This is a genomic window from Streptomyces sp. NPDC058335, assembly GCF_042723915.1.
In the GTDB taxonomy this organism is placed as follows: Bacteria; Actinomycetota; Actinomycetes; order Streptomycetales; family Streptomycetaceae; genus Streptomyces.
Map to the genome: position 1 here is coordinate 140,212 of NZ_JBHXHX010000019.1, position 22,266 is coordinate 162,477.

Genomic DNA, 22,266 nt, shown 5'->3' on the forward strand with positions numbered 1-22,266 from the left:
GGCAGGCGTTCAAGGACGCCATGCTTCGATCGGGTTTCCGAGCCAGCGGGTGTCGTCCGGGACGGACTCCGCGGCCATCACGAGCGACGCGGGACCCAGGGTCGTCCGGGCCCCGACCGTGCTGCCGGGCAGCACGATCCCGCCAGGGCCCAGCGTGGCACCCTCACGGAGGACCACAGTATCCGTCCGCAAGATCCGGTCGTGGAAGAGGTGAGTCTGGAGCACACAGCCGCGGTTCACCGTGGCCGCGTCCCCCAGCGTCACCAGGTCCGCCTCGGGCAGCCAGTAGCTCTCCACCCACACGCCCCTGCCGATGTGCGCGCCGAGCCCGCGCAGCCACGCCGACAGCACCGGCGTACCCGGCACCAGACCGGCCAGCCACGGCACCGCCACCACCTCGACGAACGTGTCCGCCAACTCGTTGCGCCACACGAAACCGCTCCACAGCGGGTGCTCCCCGCTGCGGTGCCGCCCGACCAGCAGCCACTTGGCGGCCATGGAGACCAGCCCCGCCAGCGCCCCCGCCCCGAGCAGCACAGGACCGGAGAGCAGCGGGGCCCACGCCCCCAGCGCGCACAGCGCCGCCACGGTCAGCACCGCGAGACCGGCCGAGCAGAACACCGGCACGATCCGGCACAGCTCCACCAGCGCCCGCGCCCACAGCAGCCGCGCCGGCGGCTCGTACGTCCGGCTCTGGTCGCCGTCGGCCGCCGCCCGCGGCAGCTTCACCGGCGGCAGCCCCAGATAGGAACTGCCCTTCTTCGCCTTCTTCGGCGTCGCCGACAGCACCCCGACGAGCCCGCCGTCCGGCACGCTCCGCCCCGGCGCGGTCATCCCCGAGTTCCCGAGGAACGCCCGCCGCCCGATCTCCGCCCGCCCGATCCGCATCCAGCCGCCGCCCAGCTCGTACGGCGCGGTCAGCGTGTCGTCGGCCAGGAAGGCGCCCTCACCCACCGTGGTCAGGCTGGGCAGCGCGAGGACGGTCGACACCTCGGCGCCCTTGCCGATCCGCATCCCCAGCAGCCGCAGCCACACCGGCGTGGCCAGCCCGGCGTACAGCGGGAAGAGCGTCTCGCGCGAGCGGTCCATCAGCTGCGTGACCGTCCACGCCTGCCAGCCGATCCGGCTGTGCGTCGGATGCGTGCCCTCCCGCAGCCCCAGACTCAACAGCCGCACGGCGACCAGCAGCAGCAGCGCGTACGTCAGCCCGTAGGCGAGCGTGGCCGGGACCAGCGCCAGTGCAGCACCCCGCAGCGGGGCGTCCGGCGAGACCAGGGCGTACACCACGAGCAGCGCGGCCCCGGCGGCCAGCACCGGCAGCAGCGTCAGCCCGGCCCCCGCGGCCCCGTACAGCGCCCGCCAGGCCCGGCCCCGGGCGGGCCGCTCCTTGGGCCAGTTGCGCTTGGCCTTGCCGAGCTTGACCGCGGGCGCGCCCGCCCAGCGCTGCCCGGTCGGGATCTGACCGGTGACGGCCGACCCCGGCGCCACCTCGGCCCGCTTGCCGACCCGGGCACCGGGGAACAGGATGCTGCGGGTGCCGACGACGGCGTGCGCACCGATCCTGACCGGCCCGATCTCCAGCCGGTCACCGTCCAGCCACCAGCCGGAGAGGTCCACCTCGGACTCCACGGCCGCGCCCCGGCCCAGCCGGAGCAGGCCGGTGACCGGCGGCAGCGCGTGCAGGTCCACGTCCGGGCCGATCTTGGCGCCCAGGGCGCGGGCGTACCGCTCCAGCCAGGAGCCGGTCAGCGAGGCCGCCCCGGTGAACTCGACGAGCCGCTCGGCGGCCCACAGCCGCAGATGGACCCCGCCACCGCGCGGATGGCGGCCCGCCGTCACACCCCGGAGCAGCAGCCGCGCCCCGCCGGCGCCGAGCGCGAGCCGGCCCGGCGGGCTGAAGAACAGCAGGGCACCCGCGATCACCAGCCACCAGGGCGCGGTCGGCAGCAGGCCGTAGGCGGGCAGGACGTTGCCCGCGGCGGCCAGGACCAGCGTCCATCGCAACCCGAGCAGCGTGAACAGGGGCAGGAGCAGCAGGACCTGGATCACCTGCGCCCGACGCGGCACCGGCGCGACCGTGCGCCGGGAGCCGTCGTCCTGCGCGGACTCCTCCAGGTGCCGGGCCAGCTTGCGCAGCGTCGGCTGCTGGTAGATGTCGAGGACGGCGGCGCTCGGGTACCGGGTGCGCAGCCGCGTCGTGAGCTGGGCGGCGGCCAGGCTGCTGCCGCCGATCGCGAAGAAGTCGTCACGGGCGCCGCCGACCGGGATGCCGAGGACCTCCGTCCACTGCTCGGCGAGCCAGGCCTCGGTGCCGTAGAGCCGCTCCGCCGGACCGCCCGTCTCCAGGCCTTCCAGGGGCCAGGGCAGCGCGGCCCGGTCGACCTTGCCCGACGTCCGGGTCGGCAGGTCCGCCACCGGCGCGAGCAGCGGCACGAGCGCGGCGGGCAGTCCGGCGCGGAGCTTCTCCACCGCCGCGGCCTGGTCCCAGCCGTCCTGGGTGACGACATACCCGACGAGGAGTTGGTTGCCGCTGCGCGCGGTGCGCACGGCGGCGGCCGCGCCCGCGACCCCGGGCAGCGCCTGCAACGCCGCGTCCACCTCGCCCAGCTCGATCCGCCGCCCGCCGAGCTTGATCTGCTCGTCGGCCCGCCCGAGGAAGACCAGCCCCTCGGGCTCCGCCTTCACGAGGTCACCGCTGCGGTACGCCCGCTCCCAGCCCAGCGACTCCAGCGGCGCGTACTTCTCCGCGTCCTTCTCGGCGTCGAGGTACCGGGCGAGGCCGACCCCGCCGATCACCAACTGACCGGTGCCGCCCATCGGCACCGGCTCGCCGGCCTCGTCCACGACGGCCAGCTCCCAGCCCCGCAGCGGCAGCCCGATCCGGATCGGCTCCGCCCCGCTCATCAGCGAGGCACAGGCCACCACGGTCGCCTCGGTCGGCCCGTACGTGTTCCAGACCTCACGCCCCTCGGTCACCAGCCGCTGCACCAGCTCGGGCGGGCAGGCCTCGCCGCCGAAGATCAGCAGGCGGACGTCGTTGAGGGTCTCCGGCTCCCAGAGCGCGGCGAGCGTGGGCACGGTCGACACGACGGTGATCTCCTGCTCCACCAGCCAGGGCCCGAGGTCGGCACCGCTCCTGACCTGCGCTCGCGGCACCGGCACCAGACAGGCGCCGTACCGCCAGGCCAGCCACATCTCCTCGCAGGAGGCGTCGAAGGCGACGGACAGCCCCGCCATCACCCGGTCCCCGGGCCCGATCGGCTCCTCGGTGAGGAACAGGGCGGCCTCGGCGTCCACGAAGGCGGCGGCGCTGCGATGGCTGACGGCGACGCCCTTGGGCTTACCGGTGGAGCCGGAGGTGAAGATGACCCACGCGTCGTGCCCGGCACCGGGCCGCGCGGCGGGCACCTCGGAGCGGCCGTGGACGGTCAGCTCGTGCCCGGCCCCCACGACGGCCCTGACCCCGGCCTCCCCGAAGACCAGCTCGGCCCGCTCGTCGGGGTCCTCCGCGTCGACGGGCACATAGGCGGCCCCGGCGGCCAGGACGGCGAGGATCGCGACGTACAGGTCGTTGGTCCCGGACGGCACCCGGACCCCCACCCGGTCGCCCAGGCCGACCCCGGCGCCCGCCAGCCGGAGGCGCAGCCGTTCGACCTCGACGGCCAGCTCCCGGTAGGTCAGCGCGGCGGCGCCGTCGTCCAGGGCCGGCTCGTCCGGGTACGAGCGCACGGACGCGTCGAGGATGTCGAGGAGGGTGCGCGGTGAGGCGGCGGGACCGCCGGAGAAACGTGCCGTGTCGCCGAGCTGTTCGCGGATCTCTTCGTCGAGCAGGCCGAGAGCGCTGCTCTCGTCTGTGGCTGCCATCGGGTCCTCGCGTCTCATGCCCGGAGACCTCCGGGGCGCTGGCGGGCCCGCAGGTCTGCCTGGGGTTGTCCGGCTCCAGCCCGTAACAAGCCGGAAATTTTAGTACGACGCTAGGCTCGACCCCATCTGTCAGCCAGCCGGACAGGCCGTCCGGGGCCTGTCGGGGGACCGCGGCGGGGCTGTGACCTGGTGATCTTCGGGCCGGGGAGAGATGCCCCACATCAACGAGTGAGGGCCCCGACCTGACGGTCGGGGCCCTCACTCAATTCGCGTGTCCGAGGGGGGACTTGAACCCCCACGCCCGATAAAGGGCACTAGCACCTCAAGCTAGCGCGTCTGCCATTCCGCCACCCGGACAAGGTGCCTGTCGCGCGGGTTTCCCCTGCGGCGACGACGTAAACATTACCAGGCTTTCCGGGGTGCCCGATCACAGCCCGCCCGCCGTCCGCCTGCCCGGCCGACTGCCGCCCGCCCGGCGTCGGTCGCATCGGGCGTGAACGGCGTGTGACGGGCCGGGACCGGTCTTGGGTGCGGCGGCGGGGAGGGGGAGGATGAGGGGAACCACCAGCAGTGACAGCGGGAGGAACCAGCGTGAGCGCGACGGACGACACGGCCAGGGGCGTCACCGGCGAGGACGAGGTCGTGGACCTCTGCCGCGAGCTGATCCGGTTCGACACCAGCAACTACGGCGACCACTCGGGTCCGGGCGAGCGCAAGGCGGCCGAGTACGTCGCCGAGAAGCTCGCCGAGGTCGGGCTCGAACCCAAGATCTACGAGTCGCACCCGGGGCGCGCCTCCACCGTGGCCCGCATCGAGGGCACGGACCCGTCCCGGCCCGCGCTGCTCATCCACGGCCACCTCGACGTCGTCCCGGCCAACGCGGCCGACTGGACGCACGACCCCTTCTCCGGGGAGGTCGCCGACGGCTGCGTGTGGGGCCGGGGCGCGGTCGACATGAAGGACATGGACGCGATGACCCTGGCGGTCGTCCGCGACCGGCTGCGTTCCGGGCGCAGGCCGCCGCGCGACATCGTCCTCGCCTTCCTGGCCGACGAGGAGGCCGGCGGCACCTACGGCGCCCGGCACCTGGTCGACCGCCACCCCGACCTCTTCGAGGGCGTCACCGAGGCGATCAGCGAGGTGGGCGGTTTCTCCTTCACGGTGAGCGAGGAGCGGCGGCTCTACCTGATCCAGACGGCCGAGAAGGGCATGCACTGGATGAAGCTGACCGTGGCCGGCACCGCCGGGCACGGCTCGATGATCCACCGGGACAACGCGATCACCGAACTGTCCGAGGCCGTGGCCCGGCTGGGCCGACACACGTTCCCGGTGCGGGTCACCAAGACCACCCGGGCCTTCCTCGACGAGCTGGGCGACGCGCTCGGCACCCAGTTGGACGCCGAGGACATGGAGTCGACCCTCGCCCGGCTCGGCGGCATCGCCAAGCTGATCGGCGCGACCCTGAGCAACACCGCCAACCCGACCCAGCTGGGCGCCGGCTACAAGGTCAACGTCATTCCGGGCGAGGCCACGGCGCACGTCGACGGGCGCTTCCTGCCGGGGCACGAGGACGAGTTCCTCGCCGACCTCGACCGGATCCTCGGCCCGAAGGTGCGCCGCGAGGACGTCCACTCCGACAAGGCCCTGGAGACCTCGTTCGACGGACCACTGGTGGAGGCCATGCAGTCCGCGCTGCTCGCCGAGGACCCCACCGCCAAGGCGATCCCCTACATGCTCTCCGGCGGGACGGACGCCAAGTCCTTCGACGACCTCGGCATCCGCGGCTTCGGCTTCGCCCCGCTGAAGCTGCCGCCGGAGCTGGACTTCGCCGGCATGTTCCACGGCGTCGACGAGCGGGTGCCGGTGGACGGCCTCCAGTTCGGCGTCCGGGTGCTCGACCGCTTCATCGACGCCTCCTGAACGGCTGACGGCAACGGCAGTGGCACGGCGGGCACGCCTTTTATTCGGCAGCCTGTGCGGGGGTGACTGAGAAGAGTGAATGCGACGATAAGCACGTAGCCCCATTACTTCCTCGTCGTTACTGCTGATGCGATCCGTTGCTTGGGATCGCATTGCCAACAAGGAGGAATAATGATCAAGAAGATCGTCGCCGCTGCGGCTGCCACCGGTGGTCTGGTTCTCGCGGGTGCGGGCATGGCCGTCGCTGATTCGGGCGCCCAGGGTGCTGCCGTGCACTCCCCGGGTGTCGTTTCCGGCAACGTGATCCAGGTTCCCGTCCACATCCCCGTGAACGTCTGCGGCAACACGATCTCGGTGATCGGGCTGCTGAACCCCGCCTTCGGCAACGTCTGCATCAACAAGTGACGTCGACCCGCTGAGGGGTCGTCCACACCGTCGGCCCCGGAGTGCACTCCATGCGCTCCGGGGCCGACCGGTCTTTTCTCACGTTCATCGGCGCGAAAGCCGATATGGAGTGAGAAAGGAAAGCCGAAGAAGTCGTAGAACCCGGAGGCCTCGCGCAGCTGGAAGGATGCGAGCAATTCGGGACGAGATCGAAAGCAGGGATGCAGGAATGCGACAGGTCACCCGCAAAGGCCTCATGACCGTGGCGGCGGCGACGGGGGTGATCGCCGCCGCCGGAGGGTACGCACACGCCGACTCCGGTGCGACCGGCTCGGCCTCCAACTCGCCCGGCGTCCTGTCCGGCAACAACGTCCAGGCGCCGGTGAACGTGCCGGTCAACGTCTGCGGCAACACCGTCGACGTCATCGGCGTCCTCAACCCGTCGGTCGGCAACTCCTGTGCCAACCACAGCGCGGGCCACAGCGGCGGCAAGAGCGGCGGCGGCAACCACAGCGGCTCCGGCTCGCACAGCGGGTCCGGCGCGCACAGCGGGTCCGGTGGCGCGCAGGCGGGCGGCCACACCGCCGGTTCGCCCGGCGTCGGCTCCGGCAACAACGTCCAGGCACCGGTCGACGTGCCGGTCAACGTCTGCGGCAACACCGTCGACGTCGTCGGGATCCTCAACCCGGCCATGGGCAACGACTGTGCCAACGACAGCGGCCCCGGCCGCGAGTACGGCACGCCTCCCGGCGGCGAGGAGGAGACCCCGGGAAGCCAGGGCCCCGGCAAGCCGGCCGGCCCCGGAAAGTCCAGCCACTCCGAGGTCGAGGGCATGCCCGCCAAGCCGGGTCACGTGACCCCGGCCGGCGCCTCATCGGTCCACTCCCCGCAGCTCGCGCAGACCGGCAGCGGACTGCCGCTGGGCCTCGCCCTCCCGGCCGGCGCGGGCGCGCTGCTCGCGGGCGCGGTCCTCTACCGCAAGGCACGCGCCTCGGTGTGACGGTCCCCGGCCCGCACAACGGAGCGGGCCCCGCCTCGGCGGGGCCCGCTCCGTTTCCGTCATGTTCAGCTCACCACGTGGCGCGTACCTGACGGATGATCCGTCGGCGCAGCCGCACTCGGCGGCTGCCGTCCCGCAGCAGGCTCAGACGGTCCAACTCCCAGTGTCCGTACTCCGCATGGTCGGTCAGCAGACGTGTCGCGTCCTTGCGGGAGACACCGCGCGGCACGTACACGTCGACAAATTCGTATTCCGGCATCGCATCTATTGTGCGGGCTGGGGCCCGGTACGGATAGCGTCTGCTCTATGTCTGATGCTGCGCAGCCCACCGCTGCCGAGGTACGCGCCGCCGCCGAGGCGGTCAAGACCGCGCTCGACCGCCACCTGGCGGCGGTCGAACGCAGGACGGGTGAGGACGACCCGGCCGTCTACGAGGCGTTCAACGAGCTGGCCGCGGCCGCGGAGGCGTACGACGAGCTGCTCTACGACCGCTATGACGAGGTCACCCCCTTCGAGATCCCCGGCGCCGACGACTCGCTGCCGCCCTACGCGGGCCCCGAGGAGCCCAACGCCCTGAGTGTGCTGATCCGCCGGGACTACGCCGTGGTGGAACCGCAGCGGCTGCTGGCGCAGGCCCAGCGGGTCGAGGCGGCGGAGTTCGAGGACGGCGCGGACGCGGAGGCCTCCGGGACCGTCCACGGCGCGCTGGGCCTGCTCTTCGGCGAGTTCGAACCCGACGAGATCGCCTCCCGGCACAAGGAGTTCGGTCTGGAGGAGGGCGACTCGACCCTGTGGGTGCTGGCGGCCGACGAACCGGCCGAGCCGGGCGAATGGCTGGAGACCCCCTTCGAGCAGCCGGACCCGCAGCAGGTCGTGTGCCGCTTCGACGTCAGCTCGGTCTTCGACGACGACCTCGATGACGACGAGGACGACGAGGACGACGAGGACGACGCCGAGGCCGAACTGGTGGAGGACGAGGAAGAGGACGAGGAAGTGGGCCCGGAGCGGTCGGACGCCGACCGCGTGGACCGCTAGCGCGAGGCCGCGCCGGACACACCGGCGGCGGTGGACGCTGATGGACGGCGGCGGTCACGGCAAGGGGGCGATTCCCCGCCGGGGACGGCCCCGGCCACGACTACCCCGCCCTCAGCCCCGCCCCGGGCCCGGCGTGCGCAGCAGCACCGGCAACCGGGTCGTACGGGGCTTCGCCGTGACCTCGGCGACCGCTCCGGCCAGCGCCTGCTCGACCCCGTGGACCACGGACAGGTGGCGCTCCGCCCGGCTGAAGGCCGTGTAGACCCACGGACGGGAGAGGACCTGCGCGGCATCGCCGGGCAGCACCACGACCGCGGCCGGCCACCGGCTGCCGGCCGCCTGGTGCGCCGTGAGCGCCCACCCGTGCCGGACGGACTGCTCCACCCGCTCCTTCGGTACGACCACGGTGGCGCCGGCGCAGGACAGGTGCAGCCCCTCCGCGTCGGCCGTCACCACCCGGCCCGGCACCGTACGGCCCGGGGCGGGGGAGTAGGCGATCCGGTCGCCGGGGTCGAAGCCGCCGAAGCGGCCGGGGCCGGGGTTGAGGCGCTCCTTGAGCGCGGCGTTCAGCGCGCGGGTTCCGGCCGCGCCGCCGTGGCCCGGGGTGACGACCACCGTCTGCTCGGCGGGGATGCCGAAGGCCCGCGGCACGGAGTCCGCGACGAGCTGCACCGTCCGGTGCACGGCCTCGCCCGCGTCCCGCACGGGCACGATCACGATCTCCTTGCCGGGTGCCTCGACCTGGTTCAGCTCACCGATGCCCACCCCGGACACCAGCTCGCCGAGCGGTCCCGGATCGGGGGTGCGGGAGGCGACCTGGGGGCACACCCGGGCGGCGAGCAGGTCGGCGAAGACCCGGCCGGGCCCGGCCGACCAGAGCAGCGCCGGATCGCCGCTGAGCACCAGCCGGGCCCCGTCCGGCAGTGACTCCACGAGCATCGCGGCGGTCTCCACGTCCAGTTGCGGCGCGTCCAGCACGATCAGCAGGTCGAGGGCGAAGGCGCCCTCGGTGTCCCGGCAGGGGCCCTCGGCGCCGGACAGCAGGCCGGGGAGGGTGACGAGGAAGCCGTCCCCGTCGCCCGCCGTGCCCAGGTGTGTGGCGAGCCGCCGCCGTCCGTCCGGCGTGTGACAGGCGGCGACCGCGCGCAGCCCCAGGGACCGGGCGGCGGCCAGCAGGGCGGCCGGTTCGGCGCGGGCGGCCTCGCCACCGGTGTGCAGGACCAGACCGTGCCCGGCGACCGCGCGGATCAGCTCGGCCGTGCTGCCGGACGCCGAGGCGGCGGCCGGCTCCCACGGCGTCGATGTCTCCTTCGCGACGGAGTTGACCACCCGGGCCAGACCGTCGGCGAGGCTCTCCTCCGCGAGCGCGTACTGCTCGAGACCCACGAGGACCCGGACCGGACCGGTCTCCTCGGTGTCGTCCTCCTCCTCGGACTCCTCGCTCCCGGCCGTCCTGACCGGGGCGGCCCCGGGCTCCTCGATGGCGTCCTGGAAGGCGAGGGCCTCGCCCTCGGCGAGGGTGCTCTGCACGGCCGCGTCCGCGTCCGGGACACCCCGCTGGGCGAGCGCGGCCGTCAGCGCGGGCAGCTCCAGGGCGGTGTGCCCGGCCAGGGCCGCCTGCTCCAGCAGCCAGACGGTGACCGCCCGGCCCCGCCGCTCGTCGTCCGGGGCGCACTCCGCGCCGAGCAGCGCCCGCGCGAAGCCGTCGGCCTGCTCGGGCCGCACACCGGGGACGCGCAGCAACTGCCAGGGGTCCTCGCCCAAGGCCTCCGCCGCGCCCTCGCCGAGAGCCGCGGCGACCTGCGGCGCCAGCGTCTCGGGAGCGCCGCCACCGGCCAGCACCCGCCGTACCGCCTCGACGGTGTCCGGTGCCGGTGCCGTGGCGGCGGGCTCCGCGGCCACCGGCTGCGGGCGCCGCACGGGCTCCGTCACGGTGCGGCGCGGGGCGGGCTCCGGATCGGCGAACACGGTGGCGGTGGGCTTCTCCCCGCTCTCCACGGCCCGTACGGCCGCCAGGAGGTCGGCGGCCTTGCCGCTGAGTTTCGTCCCGGCGGGGATGGGGCCCTGCTTCTCGGCCCTGCGCCGCTCGATCCGCTCGCGCTCCAGCTTCTGCGCGGCGAGTTCCGCCTCGGCCTCGGACAACTTCCGGGCGGACTCCTCGGCCGCGGACCCCGGATCCGTGCCGTCGGCCGCCGAGGGCTCCGGCGCGGTCTCACCGGCCGTGGGCTCGGACAGCTTCCGCGCGGGCTCGTCGGCCGTGGGCCCCGGATCCGTGGCTTCGGCCGCCGAGGGCTCCGGCGCGGTCTCACCGGCCGTGGGCTCGGACAGCTTCCGGGCGGGCTCGTCGGCCGTGGCCGCCGCGGAGTCGGTCTCCGGTGAGCCCTCGGCGGGCGGGGCGTCGTCCGGGGTGCCCGGCCCGGTGTTCTCCGTGGTGCTGGGGGGCTCCGGCTCCGTGCTCACAGCGTGCTCCAGTCGTGATCGGGATAGCGGTGCACGGGCGCCGACACGTCGTCGAGCGCCCGGCAGATCTCGTCAGGAAGACTAAGGGCCTCCACTGACAATGCCGCCGTGAGCTGCTGCGCGTTGCGCGCGCCGACGATCGGGGCGGTCACTCCGGGCCGGTCGCGGACCCACGCGAGGGCGATCTGGAGCGGGGTCACCGCGAGCCCGTCCGCCGCGGTCGCCACGGCGTCCACGATGCGGCTGGCGGTCTCGTCGAGGTAGGGCTCGACGAACGGCGCGAAGTGGTCCGAGGCGGCGCGCGAGTCCGGCGGCAGTGCGTCGCCCCGGTACTTGCCGGTGAGGACGCCCCGGCCGAGCGGGGAGGAGGGCAGCAGGCCGATGCCCAGGTCCAGCGCGGCCGGCAGCACCTCGCGCTCCACCCCGCGCTGGAGCAGCGAGTACTCCATCTGCGTACTGGCCAGCCGGGTGCGCGCGCCCGGTGCGGCGAGCTGCCAGGTGGCGGCCTTGGCGAGCTGCCAGCCGCAGAAGTTGGCGATTCCGGCATAGCGGGCGCGGCCGCTGGCGACCGCGATGTCGAGGGCCTGGAGGGTCTCGTCCAGCGGGGTGCCCGGGTCGAAGGCGTGCACGTGCCACACGTCCACGTGGTCCGTGCCGAGGCGGCCGAGCGAGGCGTCCAGGGCCGCGAGGAGGTGACCGCGTGAGCCGTCGAACCGCCGGTCCGGGTCGGGCACGCTGCCGGCCTTCGTCGAGATGATGAGGTCCCGGCGCGGGACCAGGCCTTCCATGAGCCGCCCCAGCAGATACTCGGCCTCTCCGTCGCCGTACACGTCCGCCGTGTCGACGAGGGTGCCGCCCGCCTCCCAGAACGTCTTCAAGAGGTCCGCGGCGTCATGCTCGTCGGTGTCGCGGCCCCAGGTCAGGGTGCCGAGCCCGATGCGGGACACGCGCAGGCCGGTGCGGCCGAGATGCCTCTGCTCCATGGGTGCCGAGATTACTGGCCAGAACTGGGCCGTGGGTTGCCTGTGGACAACCGAATTCCGGGCAGGCCGGGACCGGTTCGGGCAGGCCGGGGGCCCCGCGGGCCGGCGCGACCCTCGCCACATCGGCCTCCCCCGGGGACCGCCCCCGCGCTACTGTCTCCGGAACAGCGTCGTTACTGATCAGTAAGGGGAATCGGCCATGCAGCTCGGGATCAACCTCGGCTACTGGGGTGCCGGAATGGACGGGGACAACCTGGCCGTGGCGCAGGAGGCCGACCGGCTCGGGTACGCGGTCTGCTGGGCCGCGGAGGCGTACGGCTCCGACGCCGCCACCGTGCTCACCTGGGTCGCCGCCCAGACCGAGCGGATCGACGTCGGCTCGGCCATCTTCCAGATCCCGGCCCGCCAGCCGGCGATGACCGCGATGACCGCCGCCACGCTCGACTCGTTGTCGGGCGGCCGCTTCCGCCTCGGCCTCGGCGTCTCCGGCCCGCAGGTCTCCGAGGGCTGGTACGGCGTCAAGTTCGACAAGCCGCTGTCCCGCACGCGTGAGTACGTCGAGATCGTCCGCAAGGCGATGACGCGCGAGCGGCTGTCGTACGAGGGCGAGCACTGGACGCTGCCGCTGCCCGGCGGTCCCGGCAAGCCGATCAAGCTGACCGTGCATCCGGAGCGCGAGCACATCCCGCTCTACATCGCGGCGATCGGCCCGAAGAACCTGGAGCAGACCGGTGAGATCGCCGACGGCGCCCTGCTGATCTTCCCGTCCGCCGACCACCTCGAGGACACCGCGATCAAGCACCTGCGCGCGGGGCGCGAGAAGGCCGGCAAGACGCTGGACGGCTTCGACGTCTGCCCGACGCTGCCGCTGGCCGTCGGCGCCGACAAGGACGTCGAGCAACTCGCCGACACCTTCCGCCCCTACACCGCGCTGTACGTCGGCGGAATGGGCAGCCGCAAGCAGAACTTCTACAACCAGCTCGCGCGGCGCATGGGTTACGAGCAGGCCGCCGACGAGATCCAGGACAAGTACCTCTCCGGCGACAAGCAGGGCGCGGCGGCCGCCGTGCCGCACGAGCTGATCGACCGGACCACGCTGCTGGGGTCCAAGGAGCGGATCGCCGACCGGATGAAGGCCTATGCGGCGGCCGGCGTCACCACCCTCACCCTCGCCCCCGCGGGCTTCACGCTCGACGAGCGGCTCGCCTCGCTGCGGGCGGGTGCGGAAGCGCTGGAGCTGGCCGGACTGGCGTAGGGCGGCTCGCAGCGGAGGGGGAGGAAGTTCAGCGGCCGTGGTGGGGGCTCGGGGTCTTCCCCGCCACGGCCGTCACGGGGAACAACGCGCCGGGAAGCGCGCGGTTACGCTTCCGGCGCGAGCTTCTCGGGTCATCCGTTCGGCGTAGTTGTCCGACATAGCTGTTGCAGGGCCTCTCGTCCCGCACTTGACTCGTTCTTCGGGGAACCCGCGGGATCCCCCGGGATGCAGAGAGGTGCCCCACGATGCTTTCGGCCAAGAGCTTGTTCCAGGAGATCCTGGACGACGACGAGTCCTTCCGGCTGTTCTGTTCCATCGCCGCGAGCGGGGAGTCGCAGGGCGGCTGGGAGAACGCCCGGATCGCCGCGCTCGTCCCGCCGGACCAGCGCGACCTGGCCCCCAAGATCACCCGGCACGGCGCCGACGAGGACAAGCACGGGCGGATCTTCAACGCCCTGCTGAAGAAGCGCGGCCTCCAGCCCGTCCCCGTCCCGCCCGACACCGACTACACGATGCTCCTGGAGCGAGGCGGCATCGGCCTCGCCCACGACAAGCTCAAGGCCGACCGGACGCTGACCGTCCCGGACATCGTCACCTACCTCGCCCACAGCCGGGTCACCGAACAGCGCGCCTCCGAGCAGATGGAGCTGCTGCGCAAACACTTCGGCGACCACCCCGACCTCGGCCGCGCGGTCAGGATGATCTCCCAGGACGAGGACAACCACCTCGCCTACTGCCACGAGGAGTTGCTGCGCTTCGCGCGCGCGGGGCACGGCCGCGCCATCCAGCGGACGCTGCGCGAGGCCGCGCTCGCGGAGATCCGCGTGTACCGCGACGTCAGCCTCGCCGTGATGTCCCACATGGGCCGCATCCTCGGCTGGTCCCGGCCCAAGGCGGCCCTCCTCGCCGCCGGCATCCACGTCGTGTACGCGTGGGAGCGGCTGGCGGGATGGCGTCGCATGGTCACCCTGAGGATGCCCGCACGCCGGGACGCTCTGGGCGGCTCCGCGACGACGGCACCCGGGTTCGCCTGAACGACGGGGCACCTGAACGACGGGCCACCGCGCGCGTGCGGCCCGCGCCCCCTACAGCCACCCCCGCCGTTTGAACGTCCGGTACAGGGCCACCTCAAGGGCGGCCATGACCGCGATCACCGCCGGATACGACCACGTCCAGCGCAGCTCGGGCATGTGCTCGAAGTTCATGCCGTAGATCCCCGCGATCATCGTGGGGACCGCGGCCATGGCCGCCCACGCGGAGATCTTCCGCATGTCGTCGTTCTGCCGGACGCTCATCTGTGCCAGGTGAGCCGACAGGATGTCCGAGACGAGCCGGTCCAGGCCCTCCACGGACTCGTTCACGCGCGCGAGATGGTCGCCGACGTCACGGAAGAAGGGACGCGCCTTGTCGTTCACGAACGGCAGGCTCGCCCCGGCCGCGCCGGCGCCGGTCAGCCGGGACACCGGGGGTGCCAGCGGGACGGTGGCCCGGCGGAACTCCAGGATCTGCCGCTTGAAGGTGTAGATCCGGGACGCCGTGTTCCGTGAGCCTCCGCCGTCCGGGGAGAACACCTCGGTCTCCAGCTCCTCCAGGTCGGTCTGCAACTCCGCCGCCACGTCCAGATAGTGGTCGACGGTCGCGTCCGCGATCGCGTAGACCACCGCCGTGGGTCCCTTCGCCAGCATCTCCGGCTCGCGCTCCAGCCGCTGCCGTACCGCCGCCAGCGGCGCGCCCTCGCCGTGCCGGACGGTCAGCACGAAGGAGTCGCCGAGGAAGACCATGATCTCGCCGGAGGACACCGCGTCGCTCTCCGGCTCGTACACGACCGGTTTCAGCACCAGGAACAGCGAGTCGTCGTACACCTCCAGCTTGGGCCGCTGGTGTGCCTTGAGGGAGTCCTCCACCGCCAGCGGGTGCAGGGCGAACTCCCGCGTGACGTGGGCGAACTCCTTCTCGGAGGGCTCGTGCAGCCCGATCCAGACGAAGCCGTCCGCGGCACGCACCTCGTCCAGCGCGTCGGAGAAGTCCTGCGGACCCTCCGTCCGGCGCCCGTCGCGATAGATGGCGCAATCGACGATCACGAAGCGCATTCTCCCTTCCGTCGTTCCCCGTGCCTCCAGGAGTACCCCTACCCTGGTCGACATGCCCACGCTGATCCTGGTCCGGCACGGACGGTCCACCGCCAACACCTCCGGAGTGCTCGCCGGCTGGACGCCCGGCGTCGCCCTCGACGAGCGCGGCGCCGAGCAGGCCGCCGCGCTGCCCGCACGACTGGAGGGACTGCCGATCGCCGAGGTCGTCGCCAGCCCGCTGCAACGCTGCCAGGAGACGATCCGGCCCCTCCTGGACGCCCGCCCGGACCTGCCCGTCCACTCCGACGAGCGGATCGGGGAGGCCCACTACGGTGACTGGTCCGGGCGCAAGCTCGCCGAGCTGACGGACGACCCGCTGATGGAGGTCGTCCAGGCGCACCCCTCCGCCGCCGCCTTCCCCGGCGGCGAGTCCATGCGGGCCATGCAGACCCGCGCCGCCGAGGCGGTGCGCGAGTGGAACGCGCGCGTGGAGCGCGACCACGGCCCCGACGCCGTCTACCTCATGTGCTCCCACGGCGACATCATCAAGTCGCTCGTGGCGGACGCCCTCGGGCTGCATCTCGACCTCTTCCAGCGCATCTCCGTCGAACCCTGTTCCGTCACGGTGATCCGCTACACCCGCCTGCGGCCCTTCCTCGTACGCCTCGGCGACACCGGCGACTTCGCCTCCCTCATGCCGCGCGAGGCGCCGCCGGAGCAGGACGCCACGGTCGGGGGCGATGCGGGCGCACCGTGATCGTCGGCCGCAGTAGGGTGAAGCGGTCCACATACGCGCGTTCACGCATGGACGTTCCGTACTCACGATTCCCATGGAGACAGGACGTGTCCCGTCAGGTGTTCCTCTACGACCCCCCGGACCGTTTCGTGGCCGGTACGGTCGGACTACCCGGGCGCCGTACCTTCTTCCTCCAGGCCACGGCCGGCTCCCGGGTGACCAGCGTGGCCCTGGAGAAGACCCAGGTCGCCGCGCTCGCCGAGCGCATGGACGAGCTGCTGGACGAGGTCGTACGCCGTAGCGGCGGAAGTGCCGCGGTGCCCGCCGTCACACCCAACGAAGTCGCCGACTCCGCCCCCCTCGACACCCCGGTCGAGGAGGAGTTCCGGGTCGGCACGATGGCCCTCGCCTGGGACGGCGAGGAGCAGCGCATGATCGTCGAGGCGCAGGCCCTCGTGGAACTCGAGGCCGACACCGACGAGGACCTCGCCGAGGCCGAGGAACGGCTCCTCCAGGACGAGGAGAACGGACCCCCGATGCTGCGGGTCCGGCTCACCGGCGCGCAGGCGCGAGCCTTCGCAAAGCGGGCCCTCGACGTCGTCAACGCCGGCCGGCCGCCGTGCCCGCTGTGCAGTCTGCCGCTCGACCCGGAAGGACACGTATGTCCGCGCCAGAACGGATACCGCCGCGGGGCGTGACGACCACCGACAAGGCCGACGCCGGCCTGCTCGCGCAGGGCGAGCTGACCGTGCGCGGCCGCATCCGGGAGGCGTCCAACGCGGCCCTGTACTGCACCGTCGTGCACGAGGGCCGCGAGGCCGCCTGCATCTACAAACCGGTCGCCGGGGAGAGACCCCTGTGGGACTTCCCCGACGGCACCCTCGCCCAGCGCGAGGTCGCCGCGTACGAGGTGTCCGAGGCGACCGGCTGGGGGCTGGTCCCGCCCACCGTCCTGCGCGACGGGCCGTACGGCGAGGGCATGTGCCAGCTGTGGATCGAGGTGTCCCCGGAGGCGGAGCTGCTCGCCCTGCTCGACGCCGAGGAGCCCGAGCCCGGATGGAAGGCGATCGGTTTCGCCGAGGCCGGGGAGGGGCGGACCGCACTGCTGGTGCACGCCGACGACGAGCGGCTGCGCCGGCTCGCCGTCCTCGACGCGGTCATCAACAACGCCGACCGCAAGGGCGGCCATCTGCTGCCCACCGCCGACGGGCGGCTGTACGGCATCGACCACGGCGTCACCTTCAACGCCGAGGACAAGCTCCGCACCCTCCTGTGGGGCTGGGCGGGGGAGCCCCTGACGGGGGAGGCCGTCGAGGTGCTCAAGGGCCTCCAGGGCGCCCTGGAGGCGGGCGGGGCCCTGACCGCCGTCCTGGCCGCCCTCATCACCCCGGCCGAGATCGACGCCACGCGCGCGCGGGTCGGCGCGCTGCTGGACTCCGGCAAGCACCCGGAGCCCGGCGGGGACTGGCCGGCCATTCCCTGGCCACCGGTCTAGTCACCGCAGACCGGGCCGGTCGGGGCGGGCCCCAGCATGCGGGCCGGAGTCGCGCAAGAGTGTCTTCCCGGTCATCCGGCCGGCTCCGGTTCGTATGCGGGAGATCCCTCCGGTTACGCTCATGACATGCATGCCTGGCCCGCTTCCGAGGTCCCCGCCCTGCCTGGTCAGGGCCGCGACCTGAGGATCCACGACACCGCGACCGGCGGCCTCGTCACCCTCGACCCCGGTCCCGTCGCCCGTATCTACGTCTGCGGCATCACGCCGTACGACGCGACCCACATGGGTCACGCGGCGACCTACAACGCGTTCGACCTGGTTCAGCGCGTGTGGCTCGACACCAAGCGGCAGGTTCACTATGTCCAGAACGTCACCGACGTGGACGATCCGCTCCTGGAACGCGCGCAGCGGGACGGCCTCGACTGGGCCGCGCTCGCCGAGAAGGAGACGGCCCTCTTCCGCGAGGACATGACCGCCCTGCGGATGCTGCCGCCGCAGCACTACATAGGCGCCGTCGAGGCCATACCCGGCATCGTCCCGCTCGTCGAGCGGCTGCGGGACCTCGGTGCCGCCTACGAACTCGAGGGGGACGTCTACTTCTCCGTCGGGTCCGACCCGAACTTCGGCAAGGTCTCGGGCCTGGACGCCACCGCCATGCGGCTGCTGTCCGCGGAACGCGGCGGCGACCCGGACCGGCCCGGCAAGAAGAACCCGCTCGACCCGATGCTGTGGATGGCTGCCCGCGAGGGCGAGCCCAGCTGGGACGGCGGCTCGCTGGGCCGCGGCCGGCCGGGCTGGCACATCGAGTGCGTCGCCATCGCCCTGGACCACCTCGGCATGGGCTTCGACGTGCAGGGCGGCGGCTCCGACCTCGCCTTCCCGCACCACGAGATGGGCGCCTCGCACGCCCAGGTGCTCACCGGCGAGTTCCCCATGGCCAAGGCGTACGTCCACGCCGGCATGGTCGCGCTGGACGGCGAGAAGATGTCCAAGTCCAAGGGCAACCTCGTGTTCGTCTCACAGCTGCGCCGGGACGGTGTCGACCCCGCCGCGATCCGGCTCACCCTTCTGGCCCACCACTACCGGGCCGACTGGGAGTGGACCGACCAGGTGCTCCAGGACGCCCTGGACCGGCTCGGGCGCTGGCGCGCGGCCGTCTCCCGGCCCGACGGTCCGCCCGCCGAGGCCCTCGTGGACGAGATCCGCGCGGCCCTGACGAACGACCTGGACGCCCCGGCGGCGCTGGCCGCCGTCGACCGCTGGGCCGCGCTCCAGGAGGAGCGTGGCGGCACGGACATCGGGGCGCCCGGTGTGGTGTCCCGGGCGGTGGACGCGCTGCTGGGCGTCGCGCTGTAGCCCGCGAGAGCCGTACGACCGGGGCGCTTCCTCCTTGCGAGGGGGCGCCCCGGTCGTGTGTTCGGCTCCGGGCGACCTCCTGGTGTGATGAGGTGTGAGCGTTCGTCACCGTTTCGCCGGCCACCGCCGGCCCACCCGTACGGAAGGACGCACGTGACACCCGCAGACCGTTCCCTCGCCCGCCGCAGATTCCTCACCGCGGCCGCCGCGCTCTCCGGTGCCGCCCTGATCGGCACCGGCGGCGCGCGGGCCGCCGAAGCACGCGGGACCGCCTGGCGGGACCGGTTCCCGCTGCCCGACGGCTTCCAGCCCGAGGGCGTCGCCATCGGCGGCCGCCCGTTCGCGTACTTCGGCTCCCTCGCCGACGGGGACGTCTACCGGGCGAGCCTCGCCACCGGCCGCGGCGCGGTCGTCGTCCCGGGCCTCGGCGCCGGGCACCCCACCGTCGGCCTGAAGATCGACCGCGGCGGCAGGCTCTTCCTCGCCGGCGGCGGCAGCGGCGAGATCCGCACCGCCGACGCCCGCACGGGCGAGACGGAGAGGGTGTATGCCACCGGCGGCACGTTCGTGAACGATGTGATCCTCACGACTGGTGCCGCCTGGTTCACCGACTCCTTCGAACCGCGGCTGTACAAGGTGGTCCTGGGGCCGCACGGCGCCCCGCAGGGCGTGGAGACCGTGCCGCTGAGCGGCGACTGGGTCCAGGGCCCCGACTTCACCGCCAACGGCATCGAGCGCACCCCCGACGGCAGCGCCCTGCTCGTGGTCAACGCCTTCGCCGACGGCGGCGGCCTGATGCGGGTCGACCCGCGCACCGGCGCCGCCCGCGCCGTGGACCTGGGCGCCGCGCGGCTGCCCAACGGCGACGGCCTGTTGCTGCTCGGCCGTACTCTCTACGCCGTCCAGCAGCAGCAGAACGCGATCGACGTGTTCCGGCTGAACGCGGCCGGCACCAAGGGCACCGCGATCAGGCGGATCACCGATCCGCGCTTCCGTGTCCCGACCACGGTCGCGGCCTGGGGCGACCGCCTCTACCTGCCGAACGCGCGCTTCGACGTGGAGCCGACGCCGGACACCGACTACGACGTGGTGGCCGTGGACCGGATCTGAGAGCGAGACCACGGAACGGGGCGGTGCGCTCGGCGCACCGCCCCGTTCCGTCCGCTGGTCCTAGTCCTCCGACGAATCGTCCTCGTCGGCACTCTCCCCGCTCGCCTTCGGCGGCTTCGGGGGCCGCGTCCGCTCGCCGGGGCCGGGCGGTCCCCCACCGTCCCGGCGCCGCAGATACCGCTCGAACTCCCGGGCGATCGCCTCGCCCGAGGCCTCCGGCAGCTCCGCGGTGTCACGGGCCTCCTCCAGCGTCTGGACGTACTCCGCGACCTCGCTGTCCTCCGCGGCCAGCTGGTCCACGCCCACCTGCCAGGCGCGCGCGTCCTCGGGCAGCTCGCCCAGCGGGATGCGCACGTCGATCAGGTCCTCCAGCCGGTTGAGGAGGGCGAGTGTCGCCTTCGGGTTGGGCGGCTGCGACACGTAGTGGGGTACGGCCGCCCAGAGGCTGACCGCCGGCACGCCCGCGTGCGTGCACGCCTCCTGGAGGACGCCGACGATGCCCGTGGGGCCCTCGTACTTGGTCTCCTCCAGGTCCATCCGCTGGGCCAGGTCCGCGTCGGACGTGGTCCCGCTGATCGGAACCGGACGGGTGTGCGGGGTGTCGCCCAGCAGGGCGCCGAGGATGACGACCAGCTCCACGCCCAGCTCGTGCGCGAAGCCGAGCAGCTCGTTGCAGAACGAGCGCCAGCGCATGGACGGTTCGATGCCGCGCACGAGCACGAGGTCGCGCGGCTTCTCGCCGCCGACGCGCACCACCGACAACCTTGTCGTCGGCCACGTGATCTTTCGCACTCCGGCATCGATCCACACCGTGGGCCGGTTCACCTGGAAGTCGTAGTAGTCCTCGGCGTCCAGCGCCGCGAACACCTCGCCCTTCCACTCCCGCTCCAGATGCGCGACCGCGGTGGAGGCGGCGTCGCCGGCGTCGTTCCAGCCCTCGAACGCGGCCACCATGACCGGGTCGATCAGCTCGGGAACCCCCTCGAGCTCGATCACCCAGCGCCTCCTTCCGACGTGCCCTCGCCTGACCACCCAACCTTACGGCGTCCGGCGGGGGCGCCCGCAGCCCCCTTGCACGGGCCAGTGACCGGATCACTGCCCCGATCACCACCCCCGGACACCCTTCGCCGGAAGCCGCTCAAAGGCTCGACCGCAGCCACTGCTCCACGCTCGCGATGGGCACCGTCGCCCAGGATCTCGCCGCCTCCGCCTCCCGGTCGCGCAGCGCGGCCATCGCCGTCGCGGGCGGCTCCAGGACGCGGTGTACGGCCAGGAACTCCAGGACGGTGTCGTCGCGGTGGAAGTCGGCGACGAACTCGGGGTCTCCAACGGCAGTTGGGGATCGAGGCCGGTCACGTACGTGCCGTCGCCCTGCCGCACGTCCCGGATCCGGGTCAGGGACAGGGCGGGCACCGCCTCGCGACGGGAGGTGCCGGACAGGCCCCGGCCCGGCGGGCCGGCTCGCTCTCCTCAGGGAGGGTTCTTCGAGGTCATGTACGGTGTCGAACACCCATAGGAACATCAGGAGTGCCCCGTAATGTCCCAGGAACTGCGTGCCGTGGAGTGGACCGGAACCGGTCTCGCGCTGATCGACCAGACCGCCCTCCCGCACCGTGCCGAGACCGTGGACGTCCAGGATGTGGACACTCTGGTGGACGCGATCCGGCGACTGGTCGTGCGCGGCGCCCCGGCCATCGGCGCGGCCGGTGCCTACGGCGTCGCGATCGCGCTGCTCCAGGGCGAACGGGAGGGCTGGACGCCGGACGAGGTGCGCGCGGCCGTCGCGCGCGTCCGTGAGGCCCGCCCGACCGCCGTGAACCTCATGGTGGGCGTGGACCGGGTCATGGCCCGCTTCGGCGAGGGCCTCGACGCGGTGCTGGAGGAGGCCGCCGCCGTCCAGCGCGAGGACGTGGAGGCCAACCGGGCGATGGGCGCCTTCGGCGCGGACTGGCTGCTCAAGCGGGTCGGCGGGGACCGGCCGCTGAGGATCCTCACGCACTGCAACACCGGCGCCCTGGCGACGGCCGGCTGGGGCACCGCCCTCGGCGTCATCCGCGAACTGCACGCCCGCGACCGGCTGGAGGTCGTCCACGTCGACGAGACCCGCCCGCTGCTCCAGGGGGCGCGGCTGACCGCCTGGGAGCTGGTCCAGGAGGGCATCGCGCACTACGTCCAGGCAGACGGGGCGGCCGCGGGCACCATCCTGCGCGGGCAGGTCGACGCGGCCGTCGTCGGCGCCGACCGCATCGCCGCCAACGGCGACACCGCGAACAAGGTCGGCACCGTCGGCGTGGCCCTGGCCTGCGCGGACGCGGGCATCCCGTTCCTGGTGGCGGCGCCCACCACCACGGTCGACCTCGCCACACCGACGGGCGACGGCATCCACATCGAACTGCGCGACGAGGCCGAGGTGTTGGAGTGGGCCGGGACCCGCACGGCCCCGGCCGCCTCGCGCGGGCACAACCCGGCGTTCGACGTCACGCCGGGCCGCCTGGTGACCGGGCTGGTCACCGAGCGGGGCGTACTGGAGGTCTCGGCCGGGGAACTGCCGGGGGAACGCCTGCGCTAGCGCACGCCGGCAGAACGCCGAAGGGGC

The 22,266-nt window shown here is 73.1% G+C and carries 18 protein-coding genes, 1 tRNA gene and 1 pseudogene; 12 read left to right on the forward strand and 8 right to left on the reverse strand.

Annotated features, from left to right (window positions below; genetic code table 11):
* Positions 1–9: 9 nt before the first annotated feature.
* Together ACFWJX_RS31710 and ACFWJX_RS31715 are read right to left on the reverse strand one after the other, a co-directional pair.
* Entirely contained in the window at positions 10–3,864 is a 3,855-nt protein-coding gene (locus ACFWJX_RS31710) for a Pls/PosA family non-ribosomal peptide synthetase (RefSeq protein WP_383249763.1), read from the reverse strand.
* A 272-nt stretch (positions 3,865–4,136) separates the two neighbouring features.
* Positions 4,137–4,221 (reverse strand) — tRNA-Leu (locus tag ACFWJX_RS31715).
* A gap of 234 nt (positions 4,222–4,455) precedes the next feature.
* Between ACFWJX_RS31715 and ACFWJX_RS31720 the strand changes: the two genes are divergently transcribed.
* From ACFWJX_RS31720 to ACFWJX_RS31730, 3 genes are all read left to right on the forward strand, one after another.
* The gene (locus ACFWJX_RS31720; protein ID WP_383249764.1) at positions 4,456–5,784 is read left to right on the forward strand and encodes a M20/M25/M40 family metallo-hydrolase; all 1,329 of its coding nucleotides are present in this window, start codon (positions 4,456–4,458) and stop codon (positions 5,782–5,784) included.
* A gap of 171 nt (positions 5,785–5,955) precedes the next feature.
* The gene (gene chpH / locus ACFWJX_RS31725) at positions 5,956–6,189 is read left to right on the forward strand and encodes a chaplin ChpH (RefSeq protein ID WP_383249765.1); all 234 of its coding nucleotides are present in this window, start codon (positions 5,956–5,958) and stop codon (positions 6,187–6,189) included.
* 208 nt (positions 6,190–6,397) lie between these two features.
* Positions 6,398–7,168 carry a chaplin gene (locus ACFWJX_RS31730; protein WP_383249766.1) on the forward strand — a complete coding sequence of 257 codons (771 nt, stop codon included), beginning with the start codon at positions 6,398–6,400 and terminating at the stop codon, positions 7,166–7,168.
* 70 nt (positions 7,169–7,238) lie between these two features.
* Here the strand turns inward: ACFWJX_RS31730 and ACFWJX_RS31735 are convergent, their stop codons facing one another.
* Positions 7,239–7,427 (reverse strand): DUF5703 family protein, encoded by a 189-nt coding sequence (locus ACFWJX_RS31735; protein ID WP_005485166.1) that lies wholly within the window; start codon positions 7,425–7,427, stop codon positions 7,239–7,241.
* 47 nt (positions 7,428–7,474) lie between these two features.
* Here ACFWJX_RS31735 and ACFWJX_RS31740 point away from each other — a divergent pair, with 47 nt between their 5' ends.
* Complete coding sequence (locus tag ACFWJX_RS31740) at positions 7,475–8,203, forward strand: hypothetical protein (protein WP_383249767.1); 729 nt, start codon at positions 7,475–7,477, stop codon at positions 8,201–8,203.
* Between the two features lie 111 nt (positions 8,204–8,314).
* Here ACFWJX_RS31740 and ACFWJX_RS31745 read toward each other — a convergent pair whose 3' ends face one another.
* Positions 8,315–10,663: a helix-hairpin-helix domain-containing protein gene (locus ACFWJX_RS31745; protein ID WP_383249768.1), complete on the reverse strand. Its 2,349-nt coding sequence runs from the start codon at positions 10,661–10,663 to the stop codon at positions 8,315–8,317.
* Entirely contained in the window at positions 10,660–11,646 is a 987-nt protein-coding gene (locus ACFWJX_RS31750; RefSeq protein ID WP_383249769.1) for an aldo/keto reductase, read from the reverse strand. Before ACFWJX_RS31750 ends, ACFWJX_RS31745 begins: the two co-directional genes overlap by 4 nt.
* A gap of 199 nt (positions 11,647–11,845) precedes the next feature.
* Between ACFWJX_RS31750 and ACFWJX_RS31755 the strand changes: the two genes are divergently transcribed.
* Positions 11,846–12,901 carry an LLM class F420-dependent oxidoreductase gene (locus tag ACFWJX_RS31755; RefSeq protein WP_383249770.1) on the forward strand — a complete coding sequence of 352 codons (1,056 nt, stop codon included), beginning with the start codon at positions 11,846–11,848 and terminating at the stop codon, positions 12,899–12,901.
* Between the two features lie 245 nt (positions 12,902–13,146).
* A complete protein-coding gene (locus ACFWJX_RS31760) occupies positions 13,147–13,935 on the forward strand; it encodes a ferritin-like domain-containing protein (protein WP_383249771.1) in 789 nt (262 codons plus the stop codon).
* A 51-nt stretch (positions 13,936–13,986) separates the two neighbouring features.
* On the opposite strand, the gene corA is transcribed toward ACFWJX_RS31760, so the two are convergent.
* On the reverse strand, positions 13,987–14,982 hold the full coding sequence (corA, locus tag ACFWJX_RS31765) for a magnesium/cobalt transporter CorA (RefSeq protein ID WP_383249772.1): 996 nt from the start codon (positions 14,980–14,982) through the stop codon (positions 13,987–13,989).
* Positions 14,983–15,043: 61 nt separating this feature from the next.
* On the opposite strand from corA, the gene ACFWJX_RS31770 reads away from it, so the two are divergent.
* The 5 genes from ACFWJX_RS31770 (at position 15,044) to ACFWJX_RS31790 (ending at position 19,670) form a co-directional block, all read left to right on the forward strand.
* Entirely contained in the window at positions 15,044–15,730 is a 687-nt protein-coding gene (locus ACFWJX_RS31770; protein ID WP_383249773.1) for a histidine phosphatase family protein, read from the forward strand.
* A gap of 86 nt (positions 15,731–15,816) precedes the next feature.
* Positions 15,817–16,407: a DUF3090 domain-containing protein gene (locus tag ACFWJX_RS31775; protein WP_383249774.1), complete on the forward strand. Its 591-nt coding sequence runs from the start codon at positions 15,817–15,819 to the stop codon at positions 16,405–16,407.
* The gene (locus ACFWJX_RS31780) at positions 16,371–17,204 is read left to right on the forward strand and encodes an SCO1664 family protein (protein ID WP_383249775.1); all 834 of its coding nucleotides are present in this window, start codon (positions 16,371–16,373) and stop codon (positions 17,202–17,204) included. Before ACFWJX_RS31775 ends, ACFWJX_RS31780 begins: the two co-directional genes overlap by 37 nt.
* 126 nt (positions 17,205–17,330) lie before the next feature.
* Positions 17,331–18,560, forward strand: coding sequence for a cysteine--1-D-myo-inosityl 2-amino-2-deoxy-alpha-D-glucopyranoside ligase (mshC, locus tag ACFWJX_RS31785; RefSeq protein WP_383249776.1), 1,230 nt, complete (start codon positions 17,331–17,333; stop codon positions 18,558–18,560).
* 153 nt (positions 18,561–18,713) lie between these two features.
* Positions 18,714–19,670 carry a superoxide dismutase gene (locus ACFWJX_RS31790; protein WP_383249777.1) on the forward strand — a complete coding sequence of 319 codons (957 nt, stop codon included), beginning with the start codon at positions 18,714–18,716 and terminating at the stop codon, positions 19,668–19,670.
* Between the two features lie 60 nt (positions 19,671–19,730).
* On the opposite strand, the gene ACFWJX_RS31795 is transcribed toward ACFWJX_RS31790, so the two are convergent.
* Both ACFWJX_RS31795 and ACFWJX_RS31800 read right to left on the reverse strand, forming a co-directional pair.
* The gene (locus tag ACFWJX_RS31795; RefSeq protein WP_383249778.1) at positions 19,731–20,666 is read right to left on the reverse strand and encodes a PAC2 family protein; all 936 of its coding nucleotides are present in this window, start codon (positions 20,664–20,666) and stop codon (positions 19,731–19,733) included.
* 142 nt (positions 20,667–20,808) lie between these two features.
* Positions 20,809–21,160 (reverse strand): annotated as a pseudogene (locus ACFWJX_RS31800) (GntR family transcriptional regulator); the annotation flags it as partial.
* Between the two features lie 47 nt (positions 21,161–21,207).
* On the opposite strand from ACFWJX_RS31800, the gene mtnA reads away from it, so the two are divergent.
* Complete coding sequence (gene mtnA, locus ACFWJX_RS31805; RefSeq protein WP_383249779.1) at positions 21,208–22,239, forward strand: S-methyl-5-thioribose-1-phosphate isomerase; 1,032 nt, start codon at positions 21,208–21,210, stop codon at positions 22,237–22,239.
* Positions 22,240–22,266 lie beyond the last annotated feature (27 nt).